We start from the raw sequence: 24,963 nt of genomic DNA, 5'->3' as shown, positions 1-24,963 counted from the left end.
GGAACGCACGATGACCATCACCGAGGAAGCCAGAGTGACCGGGATCCACGAGGATCCGGCTGCCGTGGAGAAGCGACTCGTCGCCACCGCCCGTGCCATGAGGGACGAGATCATCTCGTACTCCGCCGAAGGCCAGGAGGTCACCCACATCCCCGAGGGGCTCCGCCGTCGTTTCGACGAGGAGGGCTTCTACGGGATGTACATCCCGCGCGCCCACGGCGGGCTCGAGGTGACCCCGGTGACCTTCTTCAAGGTCGTGCAGGAGATCGCCCGTGCCGACATGGGCATCGCCTGGAGCTTCTGCCTCTCGGCCAACCACGCCCTCATGTTCGCGAACTGGTTCCCCGAGGAGATCCACGAGGAGGTGTACGACGGCGGCAACTTCCGCGCCGCGTCGATGTACGCCCCCACCGTGGCCGCCACTCCCGTGGAGGGCGGCTGGGAGCTCAACGGCGTCGTCAACTACTGCTCCGGCATCCCGTGGTCGACCTACTTCCTCGGCCAGTGCCGCCTGCCGGGCCAGGCGGAGCGGGGAGGGCCCCGGCTCGGCCTGTTCATCGCACCCCGGGAGACGTTCGAGATCCTCGACGACTGGGGCAACATGATCGGCCTGAGCTCGTCGGGCTCGAACAGCATCCGGTTCGACGGCACGTTCCTGCCCGAGCGCTTCCTCGTGGAGGACGCCGACCTCATGGACTACGCCTTCGACGGCGACAGCCCCGGATCGCGCGCCTACGGCAACTCGATGTACTCCGCGAGGCACATGAGCTCGTTCGGGCTCGCGCTCGCCGTGCTCTGCCTCGGCGGTGCCTACGGCGCGCTCGACGAGTACGCCGAGCAGATGACGACGCGCAAGACCACGATCCCGCCCTTCGTGCTGCGCAGCCAGGACCCCGACTTCCTGCGCTACTACGGCGGCGCCATCGCGAAGCTCGCCACCGGTGAGGCCGCGACCTTCAAGGCGCTCGAGAAGTGGCAGGAGGCCGCCGCCGACAACGTGAGCGGCGCCGCATCCTTCTCGCAGGAGACGGATGCCATTCTCGGTGCGATCGGCCGCGAGGTCATCATCCAGGCCTGGGAGGTGGTGGAGCGGGATCTCTACCGCACCATCGGCGCCTCGGCCTCGAAGAAGGGCGAGCGGTTCGAGCAGATCTTCCGCGACATGGCGCAGGCGGCCGGCCACCGCAACCCGCAGCTGCGGGATGCGACGTTCCAGCTGATCGCCCGCCAGTCGCTGGGCCTGATGTGAGCGGGGCGGCACAGCTGCCCCGGGAACTCGCGCACTACCCCGTCCGCTCCGTGCGGCGCGGCCACTTCTGGATCATGGGCGAGCGGGTGGAGGGCGAGCGCGGCACGGTGCAGCGCGCGCCCCTCTTCGTGGAGTGGGAGGCGCCGGAGGAGATCACTCGGCCCTACCCGCTCGTGCTCGTGCACGGCGGCGGCGGTCAGATCACCGACTGGCGCGGCACGCCGGACGGCCGCCCCGGCTGGGCCGACCTGTTCGTGGATGCCGGGTACCTCGTGTATCTCGTCGATCGTCCGGCCCACGGCCGCTCCTGGTCGCACCCCGACGTCGTGGGGGCGCCAGGCGCCCAGTTCAGCTACGAGATGTCGATGGGGCTCTTCGACACCGGCATCCCCGGCCACGACCAGGCTCCCTGGAGCGGCGGCATCGGCGATCCGCTGCTCGACCAGCTGACTGCGGGCATGGGCTTCCTCCCCGCCGATCTCGCCGAGTCGCACCGCATGGACCAGGACAGGGTCAGCCGACTGCTCGACCGGATCGGCCCCGCTGTGCTCGTGACGCACTCGGCGGGCGGCCCCACGGGCTGGCTCGTGGCCGACGCCCGACCGGAGCTCGTGAAGGCGCACGTGGCGATCGAGCCGATGGGCCCGCCGTTCCACGAGTTCGGGCCGGGAACGCGCCTCGACTGGGGCATCGCCGCGGCTCCGCTGCGGTACGAGCCCCCCGTGGCGGATGCGGCGGCCTTCGAGGCGGCCGTGACCGCCGCACCGGGTCGGCACACCCTCCCGGCGCTCGTGGACCTGCCCGTCGTGGTGGTGGTGGGGGAGACCTCGCCGTTCACGGCCTGGGCGCCGCTCATGGTCGACTTCGTGAACGCCGCGGGTGGGAGCGCTGAGTTCCTCAACCTCGGGGAGCACGGCGTGCGCGGCAATGGCCACGCCATGATGCTCGAGAAGAACTCCGACGAGGCCATCGTGCCGATCCTGGACTGGATCGCCCGGATCTCCTGACGGATCACGCCCTCCGGCGGGCGAGCACCGTGACCGTGCCGAGCGCGAGCAGAGCGATCGCGAGCGCCGATCCGATGGCCGTGATCGCGGGCGCGGTGCCCGCCGCCGCTCCGGTGGCCGCGAGCTCCGCCGAGGGGCCTCCGGCGGGAACCGGCACGGGCGCGGGGGTCGGCACAGGTGCGGGTGACGGCACGGGAGTCGGTGCCGGTGTCGGTTCGGGAGCCGGCTCGGGCAGCGCCGCGAGGAACCCGGCGGCGTCCACGAGGCCTGCACCGGCCGAGTCCTCGGCGGTCACCGAGGGCACGATGCCCGGGATCTCCTGGGCGGTCGACAGAAGGGCGGAGCGCACCGCCGCCTCGGTGGCGGCCGGTCGCAGCTGCAGGCCGAGAGCGGCGACGGCGGCCACCGACGGGGCGGCGGCCGAGGTGCCCGTGAATGAGTAGACGCCCTCCTGGCCCTCGACCGGTTCTCCGAAGAAGTCCGTCCATCCGTCGTCGACGCCCGTGAGTGTCGGCGCCCCCACTCGGAATGGTGCCGGGAGTGCATCCGTGCCGGGGTAGGGCTCGAAGTAGAGGGTGATCGGGCCGGTGCCGCTGAACCGCTCGAGTGTCGTGGGTGTCTGGGCTGAGGCGGCGGCGACCCCCACGGCTGCGGGGGTGCCGGCGTGGCCGTAGATGCTGGGCCCCACGATGTCGCCGTCGCGGCTCTCGAAGTACTCGGCCTGCCACACGTTGCCGCCCGTGAAGATCGCCTTCACGCGCGGCAGCGAGGTGGGCGCACCCGTGCTGGTGTCGCGCACCACGATGAAGTCGTAGGTGCCGCCGGAGGGTGCGAAGTTGCCGTACTGCACCGGGAAGCCGTCGGTGGGCGGCGGGGTGAGCGCCACGAGGGTCCCGGTCGAGTCGACGAAGGCGCCCAGCAGCCTCGTCTCGGCCGCGCCGAGCGGCTCGCCCCACTGCAGCATGAACGACTGGGATCCACCCACCGATGCGAGGTTCGGGAGGTAGAGCGAATCCGTGGCGTCCTCGCCGGCGCCCGGATCGAAGTCGAGGCAGTCGGCCGCGGTGATGCCGAGCTCGGCGAGCCCGACATCGATGGTGGTGGGGCACTCCATCGGGCGGTACTCCGGTGTCTCCCACGACGAGATGACCGCCCCCTCGCTCGCGCCCCCGAGACCGATCGAGGTGTCGTTGCCCGCAGCTGTGAAGAACGGGATGCCGAGGGCGACCGCGTCGCTCACCGAGTTGGAGACCGGGCCGTCCTGGAACATCGGCTCGTTGAGGTACCCGATGTCGTCGACGATGATGTCGGCCCCGGCCTCGGCGAGCTCCTCCACGGAGCTCGCGAAGTCGGCGGGGCCGTCACCGGTCGAGAACATCAGCGTGCTGCCCGGGGCGATGCTGTGGATGAGCTGCGCCATCGCGCGGCCCTCGTCGGCGAGACCGCCGGGCACGGACGTGTCCTTGAGCACCTCGACGGGCTGCGTGTAGCCGCAGGGATTGCCGGGGCCAGGGAGCATGCCGAGGGAGATGTCCTCGTCGGGGGTGGTGGGGCGGGGCGACCTGGCCCTGTCGAACGAGTCGGAGATGATGCCCACGCGCACGCCGGTGCCGTCGACCCCGTACAGCTCGCGGGCGAGGGGCACGTTGAGCGGATCGGCGAGGTTGGCGGGCACGGCGCGGCACGAGTCGTCCGGACCGTCCGGAGCTGCGGCAGCGGCGGGAGCTGCGGGCGCCGATGACTCCCGTGCCGCCGTCGCGGATCCGCTCGTGAGCGGAACGGGGTTCTCCTCCACGGCCGTCACGTTCGGCAGTGCAGCCACCGCGGTGAGCTGCCCGGTGGGCACCGAGGCATCGACCACGAGGTACTTCGCGGCCACGGCGCGCACGGTGCCGAGGGCCTCGAGTGACGCGATGTCGGAGGCCGTGGGAGGGGCCGAGTAGTAGACCGTCACGGCGACGCTGTCACCGGTGACCTGCAGGCTGCCGGGGCCGGACGCGGCGACCGCGAGGGAGTCGAAGGTCGCCTCGATCTGGGACTGCGCCTCGGCGGGATCGCTCGAGGTCGGGAGCTCGGAGAGGATGGACAACCGCCCCGAGAGCTTGTCGTCGCCCTCCCCGGCCGGTGCCGCCGCGGCCCCGCTCACCCCGGCCAGCACGATGCCCGCCGCCATCGCCGCCGCTGCGCATCGCGCGATCGTCGTCATCGGAATCGCCATGATCTCCCCCATCGTGTGCCCCGAGCCGAACTTAGCGCATCCGTGCGCCGAGGTCACGAGCCCGGTCGAGGTCAGCCCGGCGCTCGGCGATCAGTAACTGGGCGGCGTGATGGCCACGATGTACGTGGCGGGCTTCGCGCTCGCGTTGAAGAGACGGTGCGGCAACCGCGAGTCGTAGTGGCAGCTGTCGCCCGCCTGCAGTACCACGGTGCCGCCGTCCACGTCGATCGACAGGGTGCCCGCCACCACCACGATGCACTCCTCCGAGGCGTGGCTGCGCGGCTCGGTGCTCGACTCGCCTCCCGGCGCGATGTCGCCCTGGAGCACCTCGAGCTGACCGCGGGGCTTCGACAGCCGCGTGTAGGTGATCGAGGTCGCCGGCGCGGTGATCTCGATGTGCTCCCCCTGCCGCATCACGGCCACACGGCCCGACTCCTCGTCGTCGACGAAGAGCTCGAAGAGCGGCACCTCGAGCACTCGCGCGATCTGCCGCAGCGTCTCGAGGCTCGGATCGGCGAGGTCGCGCTCGACCTGGCTGATGAGACCGCTCGACACGTGGGCCGCGGCGGCGAGCTGCGCGACGGTCAGGCCCCTCTGCGCGCGGATCTCGCGGATTCGGAAGGTCATAGGGTGATTCTACGATCCCGCCGATCCGCATATTTCAATCACGTTAACTCTCTTTCACCCAGGTGATGGATGGGGTTAGAGTCGCGTCCATGACGACGACGTACCCCCTTCAGGCGACCGCCTTCTCGGCGGAGTCCTTCCGCTCGAACTTCCCGCCGCTCGACTCGATGGTGCACCTCGCGAGCTGCAGCCAGGGGGCGCTCTCGAACGAGCTCTCCGCGGCTCTCGGCGCTGTGACGGACTCCATCACCGAGTCCGCCGCCCCGTGGGGGCTCTGGATGGACGAGGTCGAGTCCCTCCGCCGGCGCTTCGCGGCCTTCATCAACGCCTCACCCGACGAGATCGCCATCGTCTCCTCCGCCTCCGAGGCCGCCTACCAGATGGTGTCGAGCTTCGACTGGTCGAAGGGCGGGGCCATCGTGACCTCGGCCCTCGAGTTCCCCTCGGTGGGGCACGTGCTGCGGGCGCAGCAGGCCAACGGTGCCGAGATCCGCTCGATCGACGACCGGTTCGCCGCTCTCGACGTCGACGCGTGGGCACCGCTCATCGATGGCGACGTGCGGCTCGTCTCGGTTCCGCTCGTGAGCTACCACGACGGATCGCGCGCCCAGGTCGACGCCATCACCGCCCTCGCCCACGAGGCGGGAGCCCGCGTCTTCGTCGACGCCTACCAGGGGGCCGGCGTGGTGCCCATCGACGTCAAGGCGCTCGACTGCGACTACCTCACCACCGGATCGCTCAAGTACATGCTCGGCCTCGCGGGCGTCGCGTTCCTCTACGTGCGCGGCGGCATCACGAGCGAGCGGGCACCCGAGCTCACCGGCTGGTTCGGCCGTGTCGATCCGTTCGCGTTCGACCCCACCCTGGTCGACTACCCCGAGACCGCGAGGCGCTTCGAGAGCGGCACCCCCGGCATCCCCGCCGTGTACGCCGCCGGCGCCGGGCTCACGCTGCTCGAGTCGATCGACCGGCAGGCCGGCTGGGCCCACGTGGTCGGGCTCACCGACCTCCTCGCCGACGGGCTCACTGAGATGGGTGTGCAGCTCAGCCGGCCCGCCTCGCCCGACCAGCGCGGCCCGCAGGTAGCGCTCTACGACGACGACCCCGTCGCCCTGTCGGCCGCCATCCACGAGCACCGCGTCATGTCGGCTCCGCGCAGCCGACTGCTGCGCCTCTCCCTGCACTACTACAACACCGAGAGCGACGTCACCGCCGCCCTCGCCGCCATCTCCACCGCACGTCGAGCCAAGGAGCAGTCATGACCGAGAGCACCACCACATCACACACCGGTGCCGGGAGCGCTGAGGCGACGGAACCGCTGAAGTTCCGGATCGGGATCGTCGGTGCCCTCGTGGCGCCCTTCATCTTCCTGATCGGCGTCATCGCCTACTTCGTGATCTTCGCGGTGTTCGACATGAACGCGCTCACCGCGTCCGGACTCGCGGGCATCCTCATCGCGGCGCTCTTCGCCCGCAAGTACAGCCGGTTCTGGGAGGCCGTGATCTCGGGTGTCTCGTCGCGGCCCTCGGTGACGCTGCTGCTCATCCTGCTCGCGGTGAGCCTCGTCTCGGCGCTCATCACCGCCACCGACGTCTCGGGCGGCTTCGTCTGGCTCGCCAGCACGCTCGGGGTGAGCGGCGGGCTCTTCATCGCCGTCATCTTCCTCATGGCCTGCGCCATCTCGATGTCCACCGGAACGTCGATCGGAACGCTCTTCACGGCGTTCCCGATCTTCTACCCGGCCGGTGTGCTGCTCGGCGCGGATCCGCTTCTGCTCGCCGGTGCCATCCTCTCCGGAGCGCTCTTCGGCGACAGCCTCGCGCCCATCTCCGACTCCACGATCGTCTCCGCGTCGACCCAGCGCTACCGGCGCAAGATCGGCACGGCGGAGATCGGCGGAGTGGTGCGGTCGCGCGCCAAGTTCGCGCTGCCGGCCGCGGCCGTGAGCGCCATCCTGTTCCTCGTGATCGGCTCGATCGTCTCGCCCGGCACCGACCTGAGCGCCTCCGACATCGTGGACGCCACCGGAGCCGGCCCGCTGCCGCTCATCATGCTCATCCCGATCGCCCTGCTGCTGTTCACGGCGTTCTGGAAGCGCGACATCTTCCTGGCGACGACCGTGGGGCTCATCTCGGGCACCATCCTGGGGCTCGTCACCGGGCTGCTCAACCCGGCCGACATCATCTCGGCGAACGACGACGGCACCCCTGGCGGGTTCCTGGTGGCCGGCATCGCCGACATCATCCCGCTCATCGGGCTCGGCATCGTGATCTTCGGCATGATCGGCGTGATGCAGGAGGCCGGTGTCTTCGACGCGATCGTGAACGCGGCGAGCCGCTCCGCCTTCGCCCGCACCCCGCGTGGAGCCGAGGTCGTGATCGGCCTCGGAGCGCTCGCCACCGCGACCGTCTTCGCCGGCGTCAACGGGCCCTCGATGATCATGTTCGGCCCGGTCGCCGACCGCATCGGTGCCGCAGCGGGGCTGCACCCGTACCGGCGCGCGAACGTGATGGAGGGCTTCACGCTGGGTCTCGGCTCGGTGGTGCCCATCGTGAGCTCGTTCCTGCTCATCGCGAGCCTGCTCACCCAGGGCCACGAGGGGGTTCCCGAGGTCGCGGCGCCCGCGATCTTCCTGGGGGCCTTCTATCCGCTGGCCCTCACGGTGGTCGTGGCCATCTCGGTGCTCTCCGGCTGGGGCCGTCGCTTCGAGGGTGAGAACGGGGCCGAGTCGAGGACTCCCGTGGCACCCGTCACGGCCGACGCCGCCTGATCCATCGGGGTGGGGAGTTGTCCCCATTGAGACGGTGCGGCTCCTCGACCAGTCTGGAGGAGAGCCGCACCGGCTCGACCGAACACGAACAAAGGGGAGATCGATGCACAGCGAACTGCGCACTCACAAAGCACCGCGCACTCACACGACACTGCGGCGATCGATCGCATCGGCCGCCATCGCGGCACCTGTCGCTCTGCTGCTCGCGGCGTGCGGCATTCCAGCCGACCTGAGCCTCGGCGACAGCGTCGACATCTCGAACGGATCGGTGACCGTCACCTCCATCGAGGAGCGCCCGGCCTCCGACGTCGCCGACATCGAGCTCGACGAACTCGCGGGCCAGACCCCGTACTTCGTGCGCTTCGAGGTGCAGGCCGAGGGAGACGACTTCGACGAGAACCTCTGGAAGGGCAAGGCCACAGGCGGAGAGGTCACCCCGCTCAACATCATCGACATCAGCGGCGGCTTCGACTGCAACGGCCTCGGCGAGATCGTCGACGGCACGGCCGAGGGCTGCCAGCTCATGATGGTCGAGAGCGGAGAGACGCTCGAATCCGTCTCCTACGGCCAGGCGGCCACCTGGAAGGCCTCCGAGTAGATCCTGTCTTCGATGGGCCGGTCCACCTTGTGGACCGGCCCATCGGCATCTCTCACATGGTGAGCGGCTGGCCGAGGAGCACCCGGCCGAGAGAGGCCAGCAGCACGTCGTGCTGGGCGCCGATGTGCGTGCGGTACATCGCCGCATCCAGGTAGTACTTGCCGAGCTTGGTGCCCGCGAGGCCCGCCGAGGTGGTGCCCGCCGTGGAGAAGGCCACGTCGATGGCCTCCTGCGCGAGGCGCGCCGCCTGCACGATCTGGCCGCGGATGCGCACGTCGTCGCGCGTGGTGAACTCGGGGCCGCCGTCGACCCACGCCTGGTTGAGCTGCTCGAACTCGCGCACGGCGGCGAGCAGCAGGGTGGCCGACGACTCGGCGAGCGAGACGGCCTTGCCATACCAGAGCTGGTACTCGGGCGACTCGCTGCGGGGGATGCGCGGAGGGAAGCTCGATCCGCGGTCCATGAGGCGCTCGTACTCGTCTCGGCAGGCGAGAGCGCAGCCCACCATCGTCTGGGTGAGCCCCGCGATGAAGATGGAGGAGGTGCGGCCGAGGTAGAGCGGGTTCTCGTGCAGCTGGTAGCCGGGAGTGCCCTCGTCTCCCCACTCGATGTCCTTGAAGTTGAACGGCACCGCGTTGTAGTCGGCCACGAACGCGTCGTGGATCTCGATGGAGTTGGAGCTCGAGGCGTGCAGGCCGATGGTGCGGCCCTCGCCCCAGTCGTCGATGATGGTGAAGTCCTCGCGGGGGAGGATGAACATGAAGGGCCGCTTGGAGCCGTCGGCCTGCGTCACGAACGCCACGGGCATGAAGTGGGTGCTGAAGGTGCAGCCGGAGTTGTAGTCCCAGCGGCCGGTGAGGCGGTAGCCCCCCTCGACCTCGGTGACCGTGGCCTTCTGAGGGAACGCGCGCGATGCCGAGACGAACGGCTCGGATCGGAACGCCTCCTCCTGGGCGCGCTCGGGGAAGTGCGAGGCGAACTGGTAGGCGTGGCTCGAACCGAGCTCCCACGACCAGCCCACGGCGGGGTCGCCGCGCGAGATCTCGATCGCCACGCGGAAGTAGGTCTCGAGGCCGAGCTCGAGGCCGCCGTACCTCTTGGGGCGCAGGATGTCGTAGAGGCGGCCGGCCACGAAGGCCTCGTGGATCTCCTCTGAGTAGGTGCCGAGGCGCGCGTGCTCGGGCTGCAGTTCGCGCAGGCGGTCGCGCAGACCGCGGGCGTACTCGACGAGGTCGTCGGCCGTGGGGGTCTCCGTGATCGGGGTGTCTTGCAGGAGCGACATGCGTGCTTCTCCGATTCGCGTCATTGCGGTTCCGGCAGGCGGCCGAGACTCGGTACTTATAGTAGCTATAACTATATGGATCGGCCGCTCGTCCTGCAAGGGGCTCGGATGCCCCGCGCTACACTCGACGGATGACCGGCACCCGGCCCCGCGCCGAGCTCCTCGGTGAGCTGGGCGAAAGCGTGATCGAATCCTTCCGCTACCTGCAGCGCGAGGTCACCGTGCCGCATGCGGGGCTCATCCACATCACGCGCTCCGAGGCCGACATCATGCGCATCCTCATGGAGGCTCCGGGCACCACGGTCACCGAGATCGCGCGCACCTTCGGCCAGCACAAGAGCAACACGAGCGCGCGCATCGCGGCCCTCGTGGAGAAGGGCCTCGCCGAGAAGCGCTCGGCCGCGGGCGACGGTCGTGAGGTGCGCGTCTACCCCACAGACACCGCGCGCTCCAACCTCGCCGGCTACCGCACCATCTGGGCCGAGCACCTCGCCCCGCTCTCCACCGCCGACGACGAGCGCCTCGCCATCGCCGTGGAGGTCCTCGCCGAGATCGCCGAGGCCCTCGCCGCCGAGTCCCGCCGCACCCCCACCCCCGACTGACCCCCGCACCCGGGTCTCGACGCAGGGCGGGTCAGGGGAGGAGGACTCCCGTGAGGTCGTCTTGGGAGAGGGAGCGGCGGAGGGTGGTGTCGATGTCGGCGAGGGCGTAGCGGCGGGTGATGAAGGGGGAGGGGTCGAGGGCACCCGACTCGAGGAGGGACATCCAGCGCGGCATGTCGTGGCGGGGGCTGATCTGGCCGTTCTGGCAGCCGAGGATGCGTTTGCCGTGCACCGTGAGCTGCAGCTGCGGGAGGTCGACCTCGGTGGCGGAGTGCGCCACCCCCGCGAGCACGATGGTGCCGGCTCGCCGCGCCATCATGACCGCCTGCCGCGTGGCGAGGGCCGGGCCCGCCGCCTCGATCACGACATCCGCACCCCGACCCGACGTGAGCTGCTGCACGGCGGTCACCGGATCGACGCGGGCCGAGTCGACGGCATCCGTCGCCCCCATCTCGAGCGCGAGTCGGCGACGGGCCGGGTGCCCGTCGACGCCGATGATGCGCCCGGCACCCGCCAGCCGCGCCGCCTGCACGGCCCACAGCCCCAGGTGCCCGAGCCCCACGATCGCCACCGACTGCCCCGGCTGCACCTCGGCGACCGTGAAGACCGCGCCCAACGCGGTCGAGATGCCGCAGCCGAGCAGGCACGCCACCTCGTCCGGCAGCGAGTCCGGCAGGCGGTGCACCTGGAAGGCGTCGGCGAGGATGAGCTCCGAGTATGCGCCCACGCGCCCAGCGGCCCGCACCTCCTGCCCGTCGGAGAGTGTGGCGACCACGGGATCCGTGCCGTCCATGAGCACCGAGCACTGATCGGGCCGCCCGATGCCGCAGTAGAAGCACTCGCCGCACTCGGGTGTGCCCGCCACGAGCACGCGGTCGCCGGGCACCAGATCCGCGACGGCCGATCCGACGGCCTCCACCACCCCCACGGCCGTGTGCCCGAGGATGACGGGCGGCTGCTTGCGCCGCATCGCCCGCCACCCCATCCAGTCGGTGGAGCAGAACGGCGCCGCGGTGGTGCGGATGACGAGCTGCCCGGGCCCCGGCTCGGCCAGCTCGACGGGCCCCACGAAGAAGGGGCTCTCGAACTCGGTGAGCACCGCGGCGACGCTCCGCATCAGACCGTCTCCTGGGCACCGCCGCTGTGGATGAGCCGGGCCACGTGGCCGCGGAGGTGGATGAACGCCGGATCCTCCCGCGTGGTGATCTGGTCGCGCGGTTCGGCGAGCTCCACGCGGATGTCCTCCACGAGAGTGGCCGGCGGCCGCGAGAGCACGAGCACGCGGTTGGCGAGGTAGACGCTCTCGTCGATGTCGTGCGTGACGAAGAGGATGGTCATGTCGTAGCGATCCCGGATCGACAGCACGAGGTCTTCGAGGCCCTCGCGCGTCTGTGCGTCGACCGAGGCGAACGGCTCGTCCATGAGCAGCAGCTTGGGCCGGTAGGCGAGAGCGCGGGCGATGGCCACACGCTGCTGCATGCCGCCGGAGAGCTGCCACGGGTAGCGCTTCTCGAAGCCCTTGAGCCCCACGGCCTCGAGCGACTCGTCGACGATGGCGGTGCGCTCGGCCTTGGAGAGCGACGAGCCGGCGAGGGGGAACGCGACGTTCTTCTCGACCGACAGCCACGGCAGCAGCGAGCGGCTGTAGTCCTGGAACACCATCGCCATGCCGTCAGGCACCCCGGTGTTGCGCTTGCCGTTGACGAACACGGCGCCCTCGCTGGGCTGCAGCAGCCCCGCCAGGGTGCGCAGGAGCGTGGTCTTGCCGGCGCCGGAGGGCCCGACGATCGAGACGAACTCGCGGGGCTGCACCGAGAAGGCCAGATCGCGGATGGCGTGGTGCGCGGTGTCGCCGCGACCGTAGGTGTGCGAGACGTGGTCGACCACCACGGTCGCCTCGGCGAGGACCGAGGCGGTTGGTGAGGCGGCAGGGGTGGGGTTCGGGCTGTCGGTCATGGGAGCACCGTCTTTCAGATCTTCTGGCGGGAGAGCGAGTGCCACGAGAGCACGCGGTTCTCCACGGCGTCGAGCAGGACGTTGATGAGCAGGCCGAGGAGCGCGAGCGCGAGCATCCACGACCACATGTTGAGCAGCTGGAACCGCCCCTGCGCCTGGATCAGCTGGAAGCCGATGCCGTTCGAGGCGAGGATGAACTCCGACACGATGGCCAGCAGCAGCGCCGCCGTGCTGGCGATGCGCAGCCCCGCGAAGATCTTGGGGCTCGCGGCCGGCAGCACGATGCTGAAGAGGCGGCGGGCGGGCGAGATCTTGAACACCTTTCCGAGGTCGAGCATGGTGCGGTGGATCGATCCCACACCCGAGGCGGTGTTGATGAGCACGAACCACGAGACGCCGTAGGCGATGAAGACGATGCGCATGTCGTCACCGCCGCCGAGCAGGATGATGAAGAGCGGCAGCGTGGCGGTGGCCGGGATGGAGCGCAGGAACTCCACGATGGGCGTCACGGTCTCGCGCGAGGCCTGGCTGAGCCCCATGGCGGTGCCGATCACGATGCCCCAGGCGGCTCCGATCGCGAAGCCCGCGAGCATGCGCCCCACGGTGGCGAGCAAGTCCTCGTAGAAGACCGCCGTGAAGAACGCGTCGCCGCCCACGAGCAGTGTCACGAGGTTCTCGCCGATCTCGACGGGAGGCGGGAAGAACGGGGAGGGCGCCACGGTGGTGGCGATCTGCCAGAGCACCACGAGCACCACGAGCGGCACGAAGAAGTAGGCGAGGCCGACGAGCACACCACGACCACGGCCAGGGCCGCGATCACGATCACGGCCGGCACGGGATGACGGACGCCCCGGCCCTCCGGTCCGGGCACCGGCACCGTTCTTCTTCTCGGGCGCGACGGTCATCACGCACCCCCTCTCGCGGTCGAGTCCCAGCCGAAGAAGCGGCGCTCCAGCCAGCCGATGCCGAGGTTGATCACGAGGCCGAGCAGCCCGGCCGTCACGGTCGCGGCGAGCACGGCGAGGTAGCTCTCGGCGTCGCTGAACGCGCGTTCGCGCGAGATGAAGGCGCCGATGCCCTGGGCGCCGCCCGCGATGAGCTCCACCGTGATGACCACGATCAGCGCGATCGACGAGGCGATCCGGATGCCGGTCATCACGAACGGGGCCGCCGAGGGGATGACCACACGTCGGATCACGCCGAACCGGCTCACACCGAAGCTGCGGGCCATCTCCTTGGCGTACGGATCGACGTCGTGCACGCCGTAGAGCGTGTTGAACATGATCGGCCAGATCGCGGCGAACACCACGATCACGAGCTTCATCTCGAGGCCGGCGCCCAGCACGAGCAGCACGAGCGGCACGAGTGCCACGGGCGGGATCGGACGCATGAGCTCGACGATGGCCCTCGCCCCACGGTAGGCGGGGCGGAACATGCCGAGCACCACGCCGAGCGGGATGGCGATGGCGCAGGCGATGAGCATGCCGTAGACGTAGGTGAGCAGGGTCGAGAGCACGTCGGCGCGGAAGACCTCGTCGCCCCAGAGCGTGACGGCCTTCACCAGCACGCTCGAGAACGGCGGCAGGAAGTTCGTGTTGACGAGCCCCGAGCGCGACACGAACTCGAGCAGGAGGATGAGGCCGAGGGCTCCTCCGAGGCCGCGCAGCACGGCGTTGCGGCGCGCGGTGCTCTTCGGGCGGGCGGGGGTGCCCGCCGCGGGATCCCGCGTGGGGGAGGGGGTGGGCGGAGTGGGAGTGGCGATCGCCAAGGCGGTGGTCTCCAGACGGTCGGATGCGGCCGGTCGGGCGGGTGTGCGGGTGCTCCCACCCGAAGGCGGGAGCACCCCGTGCGTCACGCCGCGTCGCAGCTCTCGGGAGCGGGCAGCACGTACTCGGTGAGGTCGAACTCCTCGGTGAGGCGCCCGCTCTCGAAGTAGACCTCGGCGTTGCGCTGGATCTCGTCGAGACGGTTCTCGGTCTGGTACTCGAGCATCACCTCGGCGGCGGCGACCGCGGGAGGAGCGCCGAGGAAGGCCGAGAACTGCTCCTCGAAGTAGGCGCGGTCCTCCGCGAGCGCACCCTGGGCGGTGAAGAGCGAGCACTGGATGGCGGCGATCGTGTTGGGGTTGGCCTCGGCGAACTCGCGGGAGGCGACCCAGCCCGATTCGGCCATGCCCTCGTAGTCGCCCGATCCGTAGTCGAACACCGTGACGCTGCCGAGACCGCGCACGGCGGCCAGGGTGGGGCCCACGGCGCTCGAGGCGTCGATGGTGCCCTGCTCGAGGGCGGCGGCGACCTCGCCGTACGGCAGTTCGACCCAGTCGACGGCGTCGGGGTCGAGCCCATCCTTGAGCATGGTGTCGCGCAGCTTGATGGCGTGGCTCGACGAGAGCGAGATGACGTTCACGGTCTTGCCCTCGAGATCGGCGAGGCCCGTGATGCCGGAGGATTCGAGCGCCTCGAGCGATCCGGTCTGCGGCGTGGAGGCCCAGCCCTCGGCGATCACCACGAGGTCGAGGCCCTGCTGGATGGCGTCGATCACGCCGAAGTAGCTCGTGTTCGCGGCGGCGGCGTCGCCCGAGATGACCGAGGTCACGGCCACGCCGCTGTTGTCGACGAAGTACGGCTCGATGGCGAGGCCGAACTCGCTGCCGGTGGAGTCGGCGGCCACCTGGAGCGGCACGGTGCCCGGCCCCTTGATGCCGGTGAGCGAGACGTCGGCGGTCTCGGGTGCGAACGGATCGCCGGGGGTGATCTCCTCGGCGGCCTCACCGCCGCCCTCCGGTGCGGAGTCTCCTGACGAGCAGGCGGCCAGTGAGGCGGCGAGTCCGAGGGCGGCGACGCCGGCGAGAGTGCGGCGGATGGCTGTGCTGTGCTGTGTGCGGGCAGGCATGATGATGGGTCCTCTCCATTGAGAATGATCATGGCTTTTGTCGGACAATATTACGGGCAGTCCGAATGGTCAAGGGCCATGACCCCATGCCCAGCTACACGGGAGGTTCGCCTCCGGGGTGTGGCTGGGCTCAGCCGGCGTCGGGCCCGTTCTCGGCAATCCGCAGGCTCTTGAGCGCGGTCTTCGAGGCGTTGCGCACGTGCGTGGCGCACAGCTGCGCGGCCAGCGCGCCGTCTCGCCGCACCGCGGCGTCGGCCATGGCCTTGAGCTCGGCCGCGGCCAGCTCGGCGCGCCCCGGCTCGCCCATGGAGGTGGCGCGCAGGATGCGCACGCGGGCCTGGATGCCCTCGATGATGTTCTTGAGTGCCGGGCTCGCGGCCCCCTCGATGAGCACGACGTAGAGCACGTCCTTGGCATCGAGCACCACGCGGATCTCGTTGCTGCCCGCTGTGGCGGTGGCGAAGTGCTCGACCGCGTCGACCAGCCGGGTCATCTGCTCGTCGGTGGCGCGCTCCACGAACCGCTCCACGAGGATCGCCTCGAGCACGGCACGGATCTCGTAGAGATCCTCGGCCTCGGCGAGGGAGGGAGCGCTCACGATCGCCCCGCGCTGCGGCACCACGGTGACGAGGCCCTCGCTCGTGAGCTCGCGGAGCGCCTCGCGGATGGTGGTGCGGGAGACGCCCAGCTGCTCGATCAGCTCGCGCTCCACCAGCCGCTGGCCGGGGCGCAGCGTGAAGTCGAGGATGGCCGACCGGAGTGCGGTGATGACCTGCTCGCGGAGGGGGGCTGCCACGCGTTCCACGTGCGCGCTCGACCAGGCCGCGGAGAGAGTGTTGGGAGCGCTCATGGTTGATCCTTACTGCGTGACGGTGTGCCGATCATACAGTGACCTGTTGCGCTGGCCGGGAGGGGACTTGCGGCGCGTGCGAAGCGCTCGGCACTATATTACTGTCAGACAATCCATGGGGGCAGATCCGACGCGACGATGCATCGGGCGGCCATGGACGACCGGAGGGATTCCGGGCAGCGAAGGGCGGCACGATGACGTACGCAGGACTCGAGGGCAAGGTCGCGATCGTGACGGGGGGCGTGGGCGGAATCGGATCCGCCGTGGTCGACCGGCTGTCGGCGGCTGGTGCCCGTCTCGTGATCGTGGACCTCGACGGGGACCGTGCCAAGGCGGCCGCCGATGCGCTCGACGGCGAGGCCATCGGCGTGGGGGCCGACGTCTCCACCGAGGCCGGCGTCGACGCCTACCTCGAGGCCGCCCTGCAGACCTTCGGATCCGCCGACCTGCACCACCTGAACGCCGGCATCGCCGGCAGGCCGCGCCTGCAGCTCACCGAGGCGACCGTCGACGAGTGGGACGCGGTGATGGCCGTGAACCTCAGAGGGCCGTTCCTCGGCACCCGCGCGGCTCTGCGGCACTTCGTGAAGACGGGCACCACGGGCTCGATCGTGGTGACGGCGTCGATCGCGAGCCTGAGGGGTGCCGCCGACCTGCTGGCCTACACGACCTCGAAGCACGGCGTGATCGGCCTCGTGCACGGCGCCGCCGTCTACGCGGGCCCGATCGGGGTGCGCATCAACGGCGTGGCGCCCGGCATCGTGCCCACCCCGATCTTCGGCGAAGCGGGCATCCAGGACATGAAGAAGCGCGCGAGCACCTCGCCCCTCCGTCGCGCGGGAGAGCCCGACGAGGTCGCCGCGGCCGTGGCGTTCCTCCTGAGCGACGACGCCTCCTACGTGACGGGAGCGGTGCTGTCGGTCGACGGCGGCGCGAGCGTGCAGAACACCAACCGCTGGGGCGGGGGAGCCGGGCTCTGGGATCCGACACCCATCGACGCCGATCTGATCGCCGCGTTCCACGCCGACTAGACCCACGTGATTGTCATACAATATTGACATCATACAATCCGTGGGCAACCATGGACCCAGGAGCCGCGACGACGCGGACGAGCAGTTTCGAAGGGGAAACCGCATGCACATCGTGACCGGAGTTGGCGGCTACGTCTCGGGAGCCGTGGCCGAGCAGCTGCTGGCCGAGCTCGGACCGGGCGAGATCATCGTCACCAGCCGAGACGACAGCACACTCGAGAGCTGGAGGCGCCGCGGCGTCTCGGCGCACAAGGCCGACTACACCGACAAGCAGTCGCTCATCGAGGCGTTCCAGGGCGGAACGCGGCTCTTCATGGTCTCGGCCATGGAGGCGGGGCAGAGCAGGCAGGCCCAGCACCGGAACGCCGTGGAGGCGGCGGTGGAGGCGGGTATGCAGCACATCGTCTACACCTCCTTCATCGGCACCGAGCGGCCCGAGGTCAACTCCGTCGAGGTGGCCGACCACAAGTTCACCGAAGCCCTCATCCAGGGCAGCGGTCTCACCTGGAACTTCCTGCGCAACAACCAGTACGCGGATGCGATGGCCGAGAACCAGGCGGCCATCGCCATCACCTCGGGGCGGAGCATCGGCAACGCGGCCGACGGCCTGGTGGCCTTCGTGGCACGCGCCGACGTGGCCGCCGTGGCCGCCGCCCTGCTGAAGGGCGAGGGGGAGCCCGACACGGGCTACGACGTGACGGGCCCCGAGCTGCTCACGTACCGGCAGGTCGGCGAGATGATCGCCGAGCTGAGCGGGGCCGAGATCGAGATCATCGATCTCACCGACGACGAGATGTACGCGATGTGGGATGCGCTCGGCGTGCCCCGCGATGCGACGGGCGACTTCTCGAACTCCCCGGTGCCGTGGGGCAGTGACGGCATGGTGACGTTCGGCCGGATGATCCGCGCAGGTCACCTGGCGCGCACGACCGACGTGGTCGAGCGCTTCACGGGCCGGCCGCCGCGCAGCCTGCGCGACCTCATGCTCGAGCGCCGCAGCACGTGGCCGCCCGCGCCCGCGCCCGCTCGCGTGTCGGCGGAGACCAGCGCGTGACCACGGGCAGCGAGCAGTACGAGTTCACGATCGTGCAGTACGGCACCCGCCAGGGTCATCGTGCCGAGGTGTTCCTCAACTACCACGTGCACGGGCAGCCCGACGCGCCGATCGGCATGGACTACTTCGTGTGGATCGCCCGCAACGAGAACCGCACCGTGCTCTTCGACACCGGCTTCTCGGTGCAGGGCGGTGCGAACCGCAACCGCACCTTCGTGGCCGAGATCCCGGATGTCTACGCCGCTCTCGGTGTGGACATGGCCGCCGAGCAGACCCTCGTGGTCACGCACGCGCACTACGACCACATCGGCAATCTCGCGGCCTTCCCGAACGCGAGGATCGTGATCGCGCAGTCCGAGCTCGACTTCTGGCTGTCGGCGATGGCCGACCGGGCGCAGTTCGCGTGGTCGACCGAACCGGAGGAGCTCGACGCGCTGCGCACCGCCCTCGAGGAGGGGCGCGTGACGGCCTTCGAGGGCTCGATCGAGGTCGCACCCGGCATCGAGGTGATCGAGGTCGGCGGCCACACCCCCGGCCAGGCCATCGCGAGGATCGCCACGAGCGAGGGCGAGGTGCTGCTCGCCTCAGACGCCCTGCACTACTACGAGGAGTTCGAGGAGGACATGCCGTTCGCCTACGTGGCCGACCTGCCGGCCATGTACGCGGGCTTCGACCGCATCCGGGAACTCCTCGACGGCGGGGTACAGCACCTCGTGAGCGGGCACGACCCCGACACCCTCACTCGCTTCACGATGGTGCGCGAGGGCCCGCTCGCGGGCATCGCAGCCACCATCGGCACCCGCATCGGAACCACCAGGAAGGACGCCTGACATGGCCGACAGCATCGGTTTCATCGGCCTCGGCAACATGGGCGGCCGCATGACGCGCCGCATCGTGGACGGCGGGGTGGAGGTGCGCGGCTTCGACATGCAGCGCGCCGCCGTGGAGGCAGCGGGAGCGGCTCCCCTCGGGTCGGCCGCCGAGGTGGCCGCCGCGAGCGACGTGGTGTTCCTCTCGCTGCCCGACAGCAAGGTGGTGGAGAAGGTCGTGCTCGAGAACCCCTCGTTCATCCCGGCCCTCCGCGACGGCGCCGTGGTGGTCGACCTCAGCACGGCGGCCCCCGCCTCGACGAAGCGCATCAGCGAGCAGCTCGCCACCCGCGGTGTCTCCTACCTCGACGCCGGGATCTCGGGCGGTGCCGCGGCCGCCGAGAAGGGCGCGCTCACCCTCATGGTGGGCGGCGACGAGGCCGCGCTCGACCGGGTGCGTCCGGTGCTCGCCCACTTCGCCACCAACGTGTTCCTCATGGGGGGATCCGGTGCGGGCCACAGCACGAAGCTGCTCAACAACTTCCTCAACGCCATCAGCCTCGCGGCCACCGCCGAGGTCATGGTGGCGGCCAAGAAGGCGGGGCTCGACCTCGCCACCGTGCTCGAGGTGCTCAACGCGAGCTCGGGTGTGAACTTCGCCACGCTCAACCGGTTCCCCAAGATCATCACGGGCGACTACCTCAAGGGCGGCCTCACCAACGCGCTCATGATGAAGGACGTGGTGCTCTACGTCGATCATCTGCACGAGCTGGGTGTGGCCTCGCTCAACTCCGCCGGCCCGCTCGCGAGCTTCGGGCTCGCGGGAGCGCTCGGCTACGGCAACGAGATCAGCAACACCGTCGTCGATGCCATCGGAGACGTCTCGGGGGGCGTGCGGCTGCACGAGCCCGACCCACAAGCCACCGACACGAAGGACTGAAGCCATGACCGATCAGGATCAGACTCGACGGCAGACCTACGAGGCCGGTCTGAACGTGCGCCGCGAGGTGCTCGGCACCGACCACGTGGATCGCTCGCTGGGCGCGGTGACGGAGTTCTCCCGCCCCATCCAGGAGCTCGTGACCGAGTACTGCTGGGGAGCGGTATGGACGGGCGACGGCATCGACCGACGCACCAGGAGCCTGCTCAACATCGTGATGCTCACGGCGCTCAACCGCTCGCACGAGCTCGGGGTGCACGTGCGCGGAGCCATCCGCAACGGCGTGACGATCGAGGAGATCCAGGCCACCCTGCTGCAGACCGCCATCTACGTGGGAGTGCCCGCGGCGCTCGAGTCGTTCCGCGTGGCCGAGGCGAAGCTCACCGAGATGAAGGCGGCGGGCGAGCTGTGAGCGGTGGTTCCGAACGCCCCACGATCGGCTTCGTCGGTCTGGGCAACATGGGCGGCCCGATGTCGGAGCGGCTCGTAGCAGCCGGCTACCCCGTGGTGGGCTTCGACCTCGCTCCCGCCGCACGCGAGCGGCTCGAGGCAGCGGGGGGCTCGACCGCCGACACCGCGGCCGAGGTGGTCTCGCGCTCCGACGTCGTCATCCTCATGCTGCCGAACTCCGACATCGTGGAGGCTGTGCTGACCGGTGCGGGGGCCGCGGAAGCGGGCGGCGTGCTCGCCGGTGCGCGCGCCGGCACCCTGTTCGTCGACATGAGCTCCTCGGAGCCGCTGCGCACCCGCGCGCTCGCCGAGGTCGTGGATGCTGCAGGATCCCGGCTCATCGACGCCCCGGTCTCCGGCGGCGTCAAGGGCGCCCTCGCCGGCAGCCTCACCATCATGGTCGGCGGTGCCGAGGAGGATCTCGCTCGCGTGCTCGACGTGCTGCAGGTGCTCGGCAAGCCCACCCTCGTGGGCCCGATCGGTGCAGGCCACGCCCTCAAGGCCATCAACAACCTCATGTCGGCCGCGCACCTCTGGGTGACGAGCGAGGCGATGCTCACGGGCATCGGGTTCGGGCTCGATCCCACCGTGATGCTCGACGCCATCAACACCTCGAGCGGGCGCAGCGGATCGACACAGCTCAAGTGGCCCAACTTCATCGTGGGCGAGACCTACGACTCCGGCTTCGGGCTGAGCCTCATGCTCAAGGACATGCGGATCGCCACCGGCCTCGCCGAGAGTCTCGGGGTGCCCCATACGCTGAGTGACCAGGCCGTCGCGCACTGGAGCGCGGCGAGCGGCGACCTCGGACCCGCCGCCGACCACACCGAGGTGGCGCGCTGGCTGCGCGAGCGCGAGAACGAGCGCGAGAACGAAGGGAGCGGGGCATGACAGACGACACCCGCAAGGCCGACATCCGCCGCGAGTACGAGGCCTCCCACGGCGAGTGGGATGCCGGCACCCAGGCCGTGCTCGACCTCGACCCCGAGTTCCTGGCCGCCTACTCCCGGCTCGCCGGTGTGCCCGCCAAGGTGGGCGCCCTCGAGGAGAAGGTGCAGCACTTCGTGCGCCTGGCCGTGGTGGCCAACTCCACGCACCTCTACCTGCCTCCCGTGCGCGGCCACATCCGTCGCGCCCTGCAGGCCGGTGCCTCGCCCGCCGAGGTCATGGAGGTGCTCGAGTGCTGCGCCACCCTCGGCATCCACTCGATGAACATCGGGGTGCCCATCCTCGTCGACGTGCTCGAGCAGGAGGGCCTGCGCACCGAGGCCGCCGAGCTCGACGACCACCAGGAGCGGCTCAAGGCCGAGTTCACCGAGAAGCGCGGCTACTGGCACAGCTTCTGGAACGAGATCCTCGAGCTCGCACCCGAGTTCTTCGACGCCTACACCGAATTCTCCTCGGTGCCGTGGGTGAGCGGAACGCTCGAACCCAAGGTGAAGGAGTTCATGTACATCGCCTTCGACACGGCGGCGACGCACCTCTACACCTCGGGCCTGCGCCTGCACATCGAGAACGCGGTGCGCTACGGCGCCACGGCGGGCGAGATCGTGGAGGTCATGGAGATCGCGGCGACCCTCGGCATGCACGGCGTGTTCGAGGCGGCCCCTGTGCTGATCGAGGAAGCGAGGAAGCTCTCGTGACCCCCGACACCACGCCCTACGTGCTCGGCGACGACGCGGTCGCGCGGTTCCGCGAGGTGCTGGGCGACGAGGCGGTCGTGACCGACCGGGCCGGCCGCGACGAGTACTCCGATCCGTACTGGGTCCGGGGCGACCGCACCTACGACTCCTCCGCCGTGCTCTACCCGTCGAGCACCGAGCAGGTGCAGGCCGTCGTGCGCATCGCCGACGAGCTCGGAGTGCCGCTCTGGGTCTCGTCGCAGGGCCGCAACAACGGCTACGGCGGCCCCTCGCCGCGCGTGGCCGGATCGGTGCTCGTGAGCCTGCGCCGCATGAACCGGGTGCTCGAGATCAACGCCCAGCTCGCCTACGCGGTGGTGGAGCCCGGTGTGAGCTGGATGGACCTGCACGCGGCCATCGCCGAGGCCGGCCACGACGACCTGCTCGTCTCGGTGCCCGACCTCGGTTGGGGCTCCGTGGTGGGAAACTCGCTCGACAGCGGCATGACGTACCTGCCGCTCGGTGTGGACTTCCAGGCCCCCACGGGCATGGAGGTCGTGCTCGCCGACGGCTCGCTGCTGCGCACCGGCATGGGCGGCATCCCCAACTCCAAGGCGTGGCACGCCTACAAACGGGGTCTCGGCCCGAGCCTCGATCCGCTCTTCGTGCAGTCGAACTTCGGCATCGTCACGAAGATGGGCTACTGGCTCATGCGCAAGCCGGAGGCCTACGCACCCGTCTTCCTCACCGTGCCGCGCGACCACCAGCTCGAGCAGGCCATCGACATCCTGCGCGAGCTGCGGCTCGACGGCGTCATCCGCGGTGTGCCCGTGATGCAGAACACCCTCACCCTCGCATCCCATTTCCCCGACCTGCTCGGTCAGATGCAGGCGGGTGGCACGCTCGGGCCGGAGCAGCTCGACGAGCTCGCCGACGTCTCGGGCGTGGGGCGCTGGGGCATGCGCTGCGCCGTGTGGGGCGACGAGGTGGTGGTGGCCCGCCACGTGCAGAAGATCACCGAGGCGTGGTCGGCCATCGAGGGCTCGAGGGTGGACCACCACCGCACCTACCTGCGCGACGAGTGGGACCAGATCGAGCACTTCGTCGACAAGGTGCAGGCCGGCATCCCCACCCTCGACATGCTCGAGTCGCTGCCGCCGGACTTCGGGCACGTGGGCTTCTCGCCGGCCGTGCCGCTCGTCGGCTCCGAGATGCGGAAGGTAGTCGACACGCTCGAGCACATCGTGACCCGTGACACCGGCAACAGCTTCCTCGTGGGCATCTGCGTGTCGAGCGAGCGTAGCGCGCTCGTGGTGAGCGGCTTCGGCTTCAACACGGCCGACGACGAGGAGACCCGCACCGCCTACGCGACCGTGAAGACGATGATCCGCGAGGTGGGCGAGCTCGGTTACGGCGAGTACCGGGCGCACCTCGACTTCATGGAGGAGGCCTCGGCCGAGTACTCCTTCGGAGACCACGCCTACCGGCGCTTCGTGGAGCGCATCAAAGACGCCGTCGACCCGAAGGGCATCCTCTCGCCCGGCAGGCACGGCATCTGGCCCTCGGGCCGCCGCACCAGCTGACCCCTTCGCCACCCACACCCGAGGAGCAACGATGCCCACCCTCTCCGAGACCGACCTCGCATCCTTCCGGTCCGCACTCAGCGGACCGCTCCACGAGCGCGGCGACGACGGCTACCAGGCCGAGATCGACGGCTTCAACTCCCTCTCGCCCATGCGCCCCGACCTCGTGGTGGGGGCCGTGGACGAGGCCGACGTGCAGACCGCGGTGCGATTCGCGGCCGAGCACGGTCTCGAGGTGATCGTGCAGGCCACCGGTCACGGCTCCTACCGGGGGGTGGAGGGCGGTGTGCTCATCCGCACCCATCGCCTCGACTCCATCGAGATCGACACCGAGGCGCTCACCTTCACCATCGGGGCGGGCGGCAGGTGGATGGACATCCTGCCGAGGCTCGGCGAGCACGGGCTCGCGGCGGTCACCGGATCGTCGCCGAGCGTGGGCGCCGTCGGCCTCGTGCTGGGCGGGGGAGTGGGGCCGCTCAGCCGCACGCTGGGCTGGGCCGCCGACCGGGCCGTCTCGTTCCGCGTGGTGATCGGCGACGGGTCGGTGGTCGTCGCCAGTGCGTCGAGCGAGCCCGACCTCTTCTGGGCGCTCAAGGGCGGCAAGGTGGGCCTCGGCGTGGTGACCGAGCTCACGCTCGAGGCCCTCGCGCTGCCCTGGATCTACGGCGGAGGGCTCTTCTTCGCCCAGGAGGACATCGACACCGTGCACCGGGCCTGGCTCGACTGGACGGCCACGCTCCCCGAGTCGGCGAACACCTCGATCGCCATCCTGCGCCTGCCTCCCGTGGGGGTGCCGGAGCCGCTCGCCGGCCGCACCCTCGCGCACGTGCGCTTCGCCTACGTGGAGGAGGGGGCGGATGCCGGGCAGCTCGCGGAGCGGGGAGCGGCCCTGCTCGCGCCGATGCGCGAAGCGGCGCCCGTGTACCTCGACGGTGTCGACGTGATGCCGACCTCCGAGTGCGGCTCGATCCACGCGGAGCCCTTCGGACCGCTGCCCATCTGGGAGCGCGGCGAGTTCCTCGACGAGATCGATCAGGGGTACGTCGAGAGCATCCTCGCGCACGCCGGCGGCTCGGTGGAGTCGCCGTTCGCGACCGTGGAGACCCGGTTCCTCGGCGGCGCCATCGCCCGCGAGCCCCGGTCGCCCAACGCGATCGGCGGTCGGGGGGCAAAGTTCTCGCTGCTCGTGATCGCCGCGGTCATCCCCGGCCTCAACGACGAGCAGCTGCCCGTGGCCGGGCCGGCGCTGTTCGACTCCGTCGCCGACTACTCGCACGACGAGATCAACTACAACTGGGCCGGGCATCCGAGCCCCGAGGTCTTCGCGCGGCTGTGGCCCGCCGACATCGCTGCCCGCCTCGCCGAGGTGCGGCACCGCTACGACCCGGCCGGCACCTTCGGCTACGGCAACTGACCCACCCCT

At 70.2% G+C, this 24,963-nt stretch carries 24 protein-coding genes; 15 read left to right on the top strand and 9 right to left on the bottom strand.

Annotated features, from left to right (window positions below; all coding sequences use genetic code 11):
* The first annotated feature begins 10 nt into the window (after window positions 1-10).
* Both ACEXQC_RS15640 and ACEXQC_RS15635 read left to right on the top strand, forming a co-directional pair.
* The gene (locus tag ACEXQC_RS15640; protein WP_374824378.1) at window positions 11-1,249 is read left to right on the top strand and encodes an acyl-CoA dehydrogenase family protein; all 1,239 of its coding nucleotides are present in this window, start codon (window positions 11-13) and stop codon (window positions 1,247-1,249) included.
* A complete protein-coding gene (locus ACEXQC_RS15635; RefSeq protein ID WP_374824375.1) occupies window positions 1,246-2,256 on the top strand; it encodes an alpha/beta fold hydrolase in 1,011 nt (336 codons plus the stop codon). Before ACEXQC_RS15640 ends, ACEXQC_RS15635 begins: the two co-directional genes overlap by 4 nt.
* Before the next feature lie 4 nt (window positions 2,257-2,260).
* On the opposite strand, the gene ACEXQC_RS15630 is transcribed toward ACEXQC_RS15635, so the two are convergent.
* Both ACEXQC_RS15630 and ACEXQC_RS15625 read right to left on the bottom strand, forming a co-directional pair.
* A complete protein-coding gene (locus ACEXQC_RS15630) occupies window positions 2,261-4,474 on the bottom strand; it encodes a S8 family serine peptidase (RefSeq protein WP_374824372.1) in 2,214 nt (737 codons plus the stop codon).
* Window positions 4,475-4,564: 90 nt separating this feature from the next.
* Window positions 4,565-5,101: a helix-turn-helix domain-containing protein gene (locus tag ACEXQC_RS15625; RefSeq protein WP_374824369.1), complete on the bottom strand. Its 537-nt coding sequence runs from the start codon at window positions 5,099-5,101 to the stop codon at window positions 4,565-4,567.
* Between the two features lie 89 nt (window positions 5,102-5,190).
* On the opposite strand from ACEXQC_RS15625, the gene ACEXQC_RS15620 reads away from it, so the two are divergent.
* The 3 genes from ACEXQC_RS15620 to ACEXQC_RS15610 all read left to right on the top strand — a co-directional run bounded on the left by ACEXQC_RS15620 (window position 5,191) and on the right by ACEXQC_RS15610 (window position 8,469).
* Window positions 5,191-6,363, top strand: coding sequence for an aminotransferase class V-fold PLP-dependent enzyme (locus tag ACEXQC_RS15620; protein ID WP_374824366.1), 1,173 nt, complete (start codon window positions 5,191-5,193; stop codon window positions 6,361-6,363).
* Complete coding sequence (locus ACEXQC_RS15615; protein ID WP_374824363.1) at window positions 6,360-7,871, top strand: Na+/H+ antiporter NhaC family protein; 1,512 nt, start codon at window positions 6,360-6,362, stop codon at window positions 7,869-7,871. Before ACEXQC_RS15620 ends, ACEXQC_RS15615 begins: the two co-directional genes overlap by 4 nt.
* Before the next feature lie 103 nt (window positions 7,872-7,974).
* Entirely contained in the window at window positions 7,975-8,469 is a 495-nt protein-coding gene (locus ACEXQC_RS15610) for a hypothetical protein (protein ID WP_374824360.1), read from the top strand.
* 52 nt (window positions 8,470-8,521) lie between these two features.
* On the opposite strand, the gene ACEXQC_RS15605 is transcribed toward ACEXQC_RS15610, so the two are convergent.
* Entirely contained in the window at window positions 8,522-9,751 is a 1,230-nt protein-coding gene (locus ACEXQC_RS15605) for an acyl-CoA dehydrogenase family protein (protein WP_374824357.1), read from the bottom strand.
* A gap of 131 nt (window positions 9,752-9,882) precedes the next feature.
* On the opposite strand from ACEXQC_RS15605, the gene ACEXQC_RS15600 reads away from it, so the two are divergent.
* Entirely contained in the window at window positions 9,883-10,353 is a 471-nt protein-coding gene (locus ACEXQC_RS15600) for a MarR family winged helix-turn-helix transcriptional regulator (protein ID WP_374824354.1), read from the top strand.
* A gap of 31 nt (window positions 10,354-10,384) precedes the next feature.
* Here ACEXQC_RS15600 and ACEXQC_RS15595 read toward each other — a convergent pair whose 3' ends face one another.
* From ACEXQC_RS15595 to ACEXQC_RS15570, 6 genes are all read right to left on the bottom strand, one after another.
* Window positions 10,385-11,470, bottom strand: a complete 1,086-nt coding sequence (locus ACEXQC_RS15595; protein WP_374824351.1) for a zinc-binding dehydrogenase — start codon at window positions 11,468-11,470, stop codon at window positions 10,385-10,387.
* The gene (locus ACEXQC_RS15590; RefSeq protein WP_374824347.1) at window positions 11,470-12,309 is read right to left on the bottom strand and encodes an ABC transporter ATP-binding protein; all 840 of its coding nucleotides are present in this window, start codon (window positions 12,307-12,309) and stop codon (window positions 11,470-11,472) included. Before ACEXQC_RS15590 ends, ACEXQC_RS15595 begins: the two co-directional genes overlap by 1 nt.
* 14 nt (window positions 12,310-12,323) lie before the next feature.
* Window positions 12,324-13,214, bottom strand: coding sequence for an ABC transporter permease (locus ACEXQC_RS15585; RefSeq protein WP_374824345.1), 891 nt, complete (start codon window positions 13,212-13,214; stop codon window positions 12,324-12,326).
* Window positions 13,214-14,077, bottom strand: a complete 864-nt coding sequence (locus ACEXQC_RS15580; RefSeq protein WP_374824342.1) for an ABC transporter permease — start codon at window positions 14,075-14,077, stop codon at window positions 13,214-13,216. The genes ACEXQC_RS15585 and ACEXQC_RS15580 overlap by 1 nt, the downstream gene beginning before the upstream one ends.
* Window positions 14,078-14,160: 83 nt before the next feature.
* The gene (locus ACEXQC_RS15575; protein WP_374824339.1) at window positions 14,161-15,201 is read right to left on the bottom strand and encodes an ABC transporter substrate-binding protein; all 1,041 of its coding nucleotides are present in this window, start codon (window positions 15,199-15,201) and stop codon (window positions 14,161-14,163) included.
* 130 nt (window positions 15,202-15,331) lie between these two features.
* Window positions 15,332-16,051, bottom strand: coding sequence for a GntR family transcriptional regulator (locus tag ACEXQC_RS15570; protein ID WP_374824336.1), 720 nt, complete (start codon window positions 16,049-16,051; stop codon window positions 15,332-15,334).
* Between the two features lie 194 nt (window positions 16,052-16,245).
* Between ACEXQC_RS15570 and ACEXQC_RS15565 the strand changes: the two genes are divergently transcribed.
* The 9 genes from ACEXQC_RS15565 to ACEXQC_RS15525 all read left to right on the top strand — a co-directional run bounded on the left by ACEXQC_RS15565 (window position 16,246) and on the right by ACEXQC_RS15525 (window position 24,954).
* Window positions 16,246-17,082, top strand: a complete 837-nt coding sequence (locus tag ACEXQC_RS15565) for an SDR family NAD(P)-dependent oxidoreductase (RefSeq protein ID WP_374824333.1) — start codon at window positions 16,246-16,248, stop codon at window positions 17,080-17,082.
* A gap of 103 nt (window positions 17,083-17,185) precedes the next feature.
* Window positions 17,186-18,136 carry an NAD(P)H-binding protein gene (locus ACEXQC_RS15560; protein ID WP_374824330.1) on the top strand — a complete coding sequence of 317 codons (951 nt, stop codon included), beginning with the start codon at window positions 17,186-17,188 and terminating at the stop codon, window positions 18,134-18,136.
* A complete protein-coding gene (locus tag ACEXQC_RS15555; protein WP_374824327.1) occupies window positions 18,133-18,966 on the top strand; it encodes an N-acyl homoserine lactonase family protein in 834 nt (277 codons plus the stop codon). The genes ACEXQC_RS15560 and ACEXQC_RS15555 overlap by 4 nt, the downstream gene beginning before the upstream one ends.
* Before the next feature lies 1 nt (window position 18,967).
* The gene (locus ACEXQC_RS15550; RefSeq protein WP_374824324.1) at window positions 18,968-19,885 is read left to right on the top strand and encodes an NAD(P)-dependent oxidoreductase; all 918 of its coding nucleotides are present in this window, start codon (window positions 18,968-18,970) and stop codon (window positions 19,883-19,885) included.
* A gap of 4 nt (window positions 19,886-19,889) precedes the next feature.
* A complete protein-coding gene (locus tag ACEXQC_RS15545) occupies window positions 19,890-20,297 on the top strand; it encodes a carboxymuconolactone decarboxylase family protein (RefSeq protein WP_374824321.1) in 408 nt (135 codons plus the stop codon).
* Complete coding sequence (locus tag ACEXQC_RS15540; RefSeq protein WP_374824318.1) at window positions 20,294-21,226, top strand: NAD(P)-dependent oxidoreductase; 933 nt, start codon at window positions 20,294-20,296, stop codon at window positions 21,224-21,226. The genes ACEXQC_RS15545 and ACEXQC_RS15540 overlap by 4 nt, the downstream gene beginning before the upstream one ends.
* Entirely contained in the window at window positions 21,223-21,978 is a 756-nt protein-coding gene (locus tag ACEXQC_RS15535; protein WP_374824315.1) for a carboxymuconolactone decarboxylase family protein, read from the top strand. The genes ACEXQC_RS15540 and ACEXQC_RS15535 overlap by 4 nt, the downstream gene beginning before the upstream one ends.
* Window positions 21,975-23,540: an FAD-binding oxidoreductase gene (locus ACEXQC_RS15530; RefSeq protein ID WP_374824312.1), complete on the top strand. Its 1,566-nt coding sequence runs from the start codon at window positions 21,975-21,977 to the stop codon at window positions 23,538-23,540. The genes ACEXQC_RS15535 and ACEXQC_RS15530 overlap by 4 nt, the downstream gene beginning before the upstream one ends.
* A 31-nt stretch (window positions 23,541-23,571) precedes the next feature.
* A complete protein-coding gene (locus ACEXQC_RS15525; RefSeq protein ID WP_374824309.1) occupies window positions 23,572-24,954 on the top strand; it encodes an FAD-binding oxidoreductase in 1,383 nt (460 codons plus the stop codon).
* The last annotated feature ends 9 nt before the right edge of the window (window positions 24,955-24,963 follow it).

This window comes from Herbiconiux liukaitaii, assembly GCF_041927495.1.
GTDB lineage: Bacteria > Actinomycetota > Actinomycetes > Actinomycetales > Microbacteriaceae > Herbiconiux > Herbiconiux liukaitaii.
This window is presented reverse-complemented; position numbering and strand designations above follow the sequence as displayed.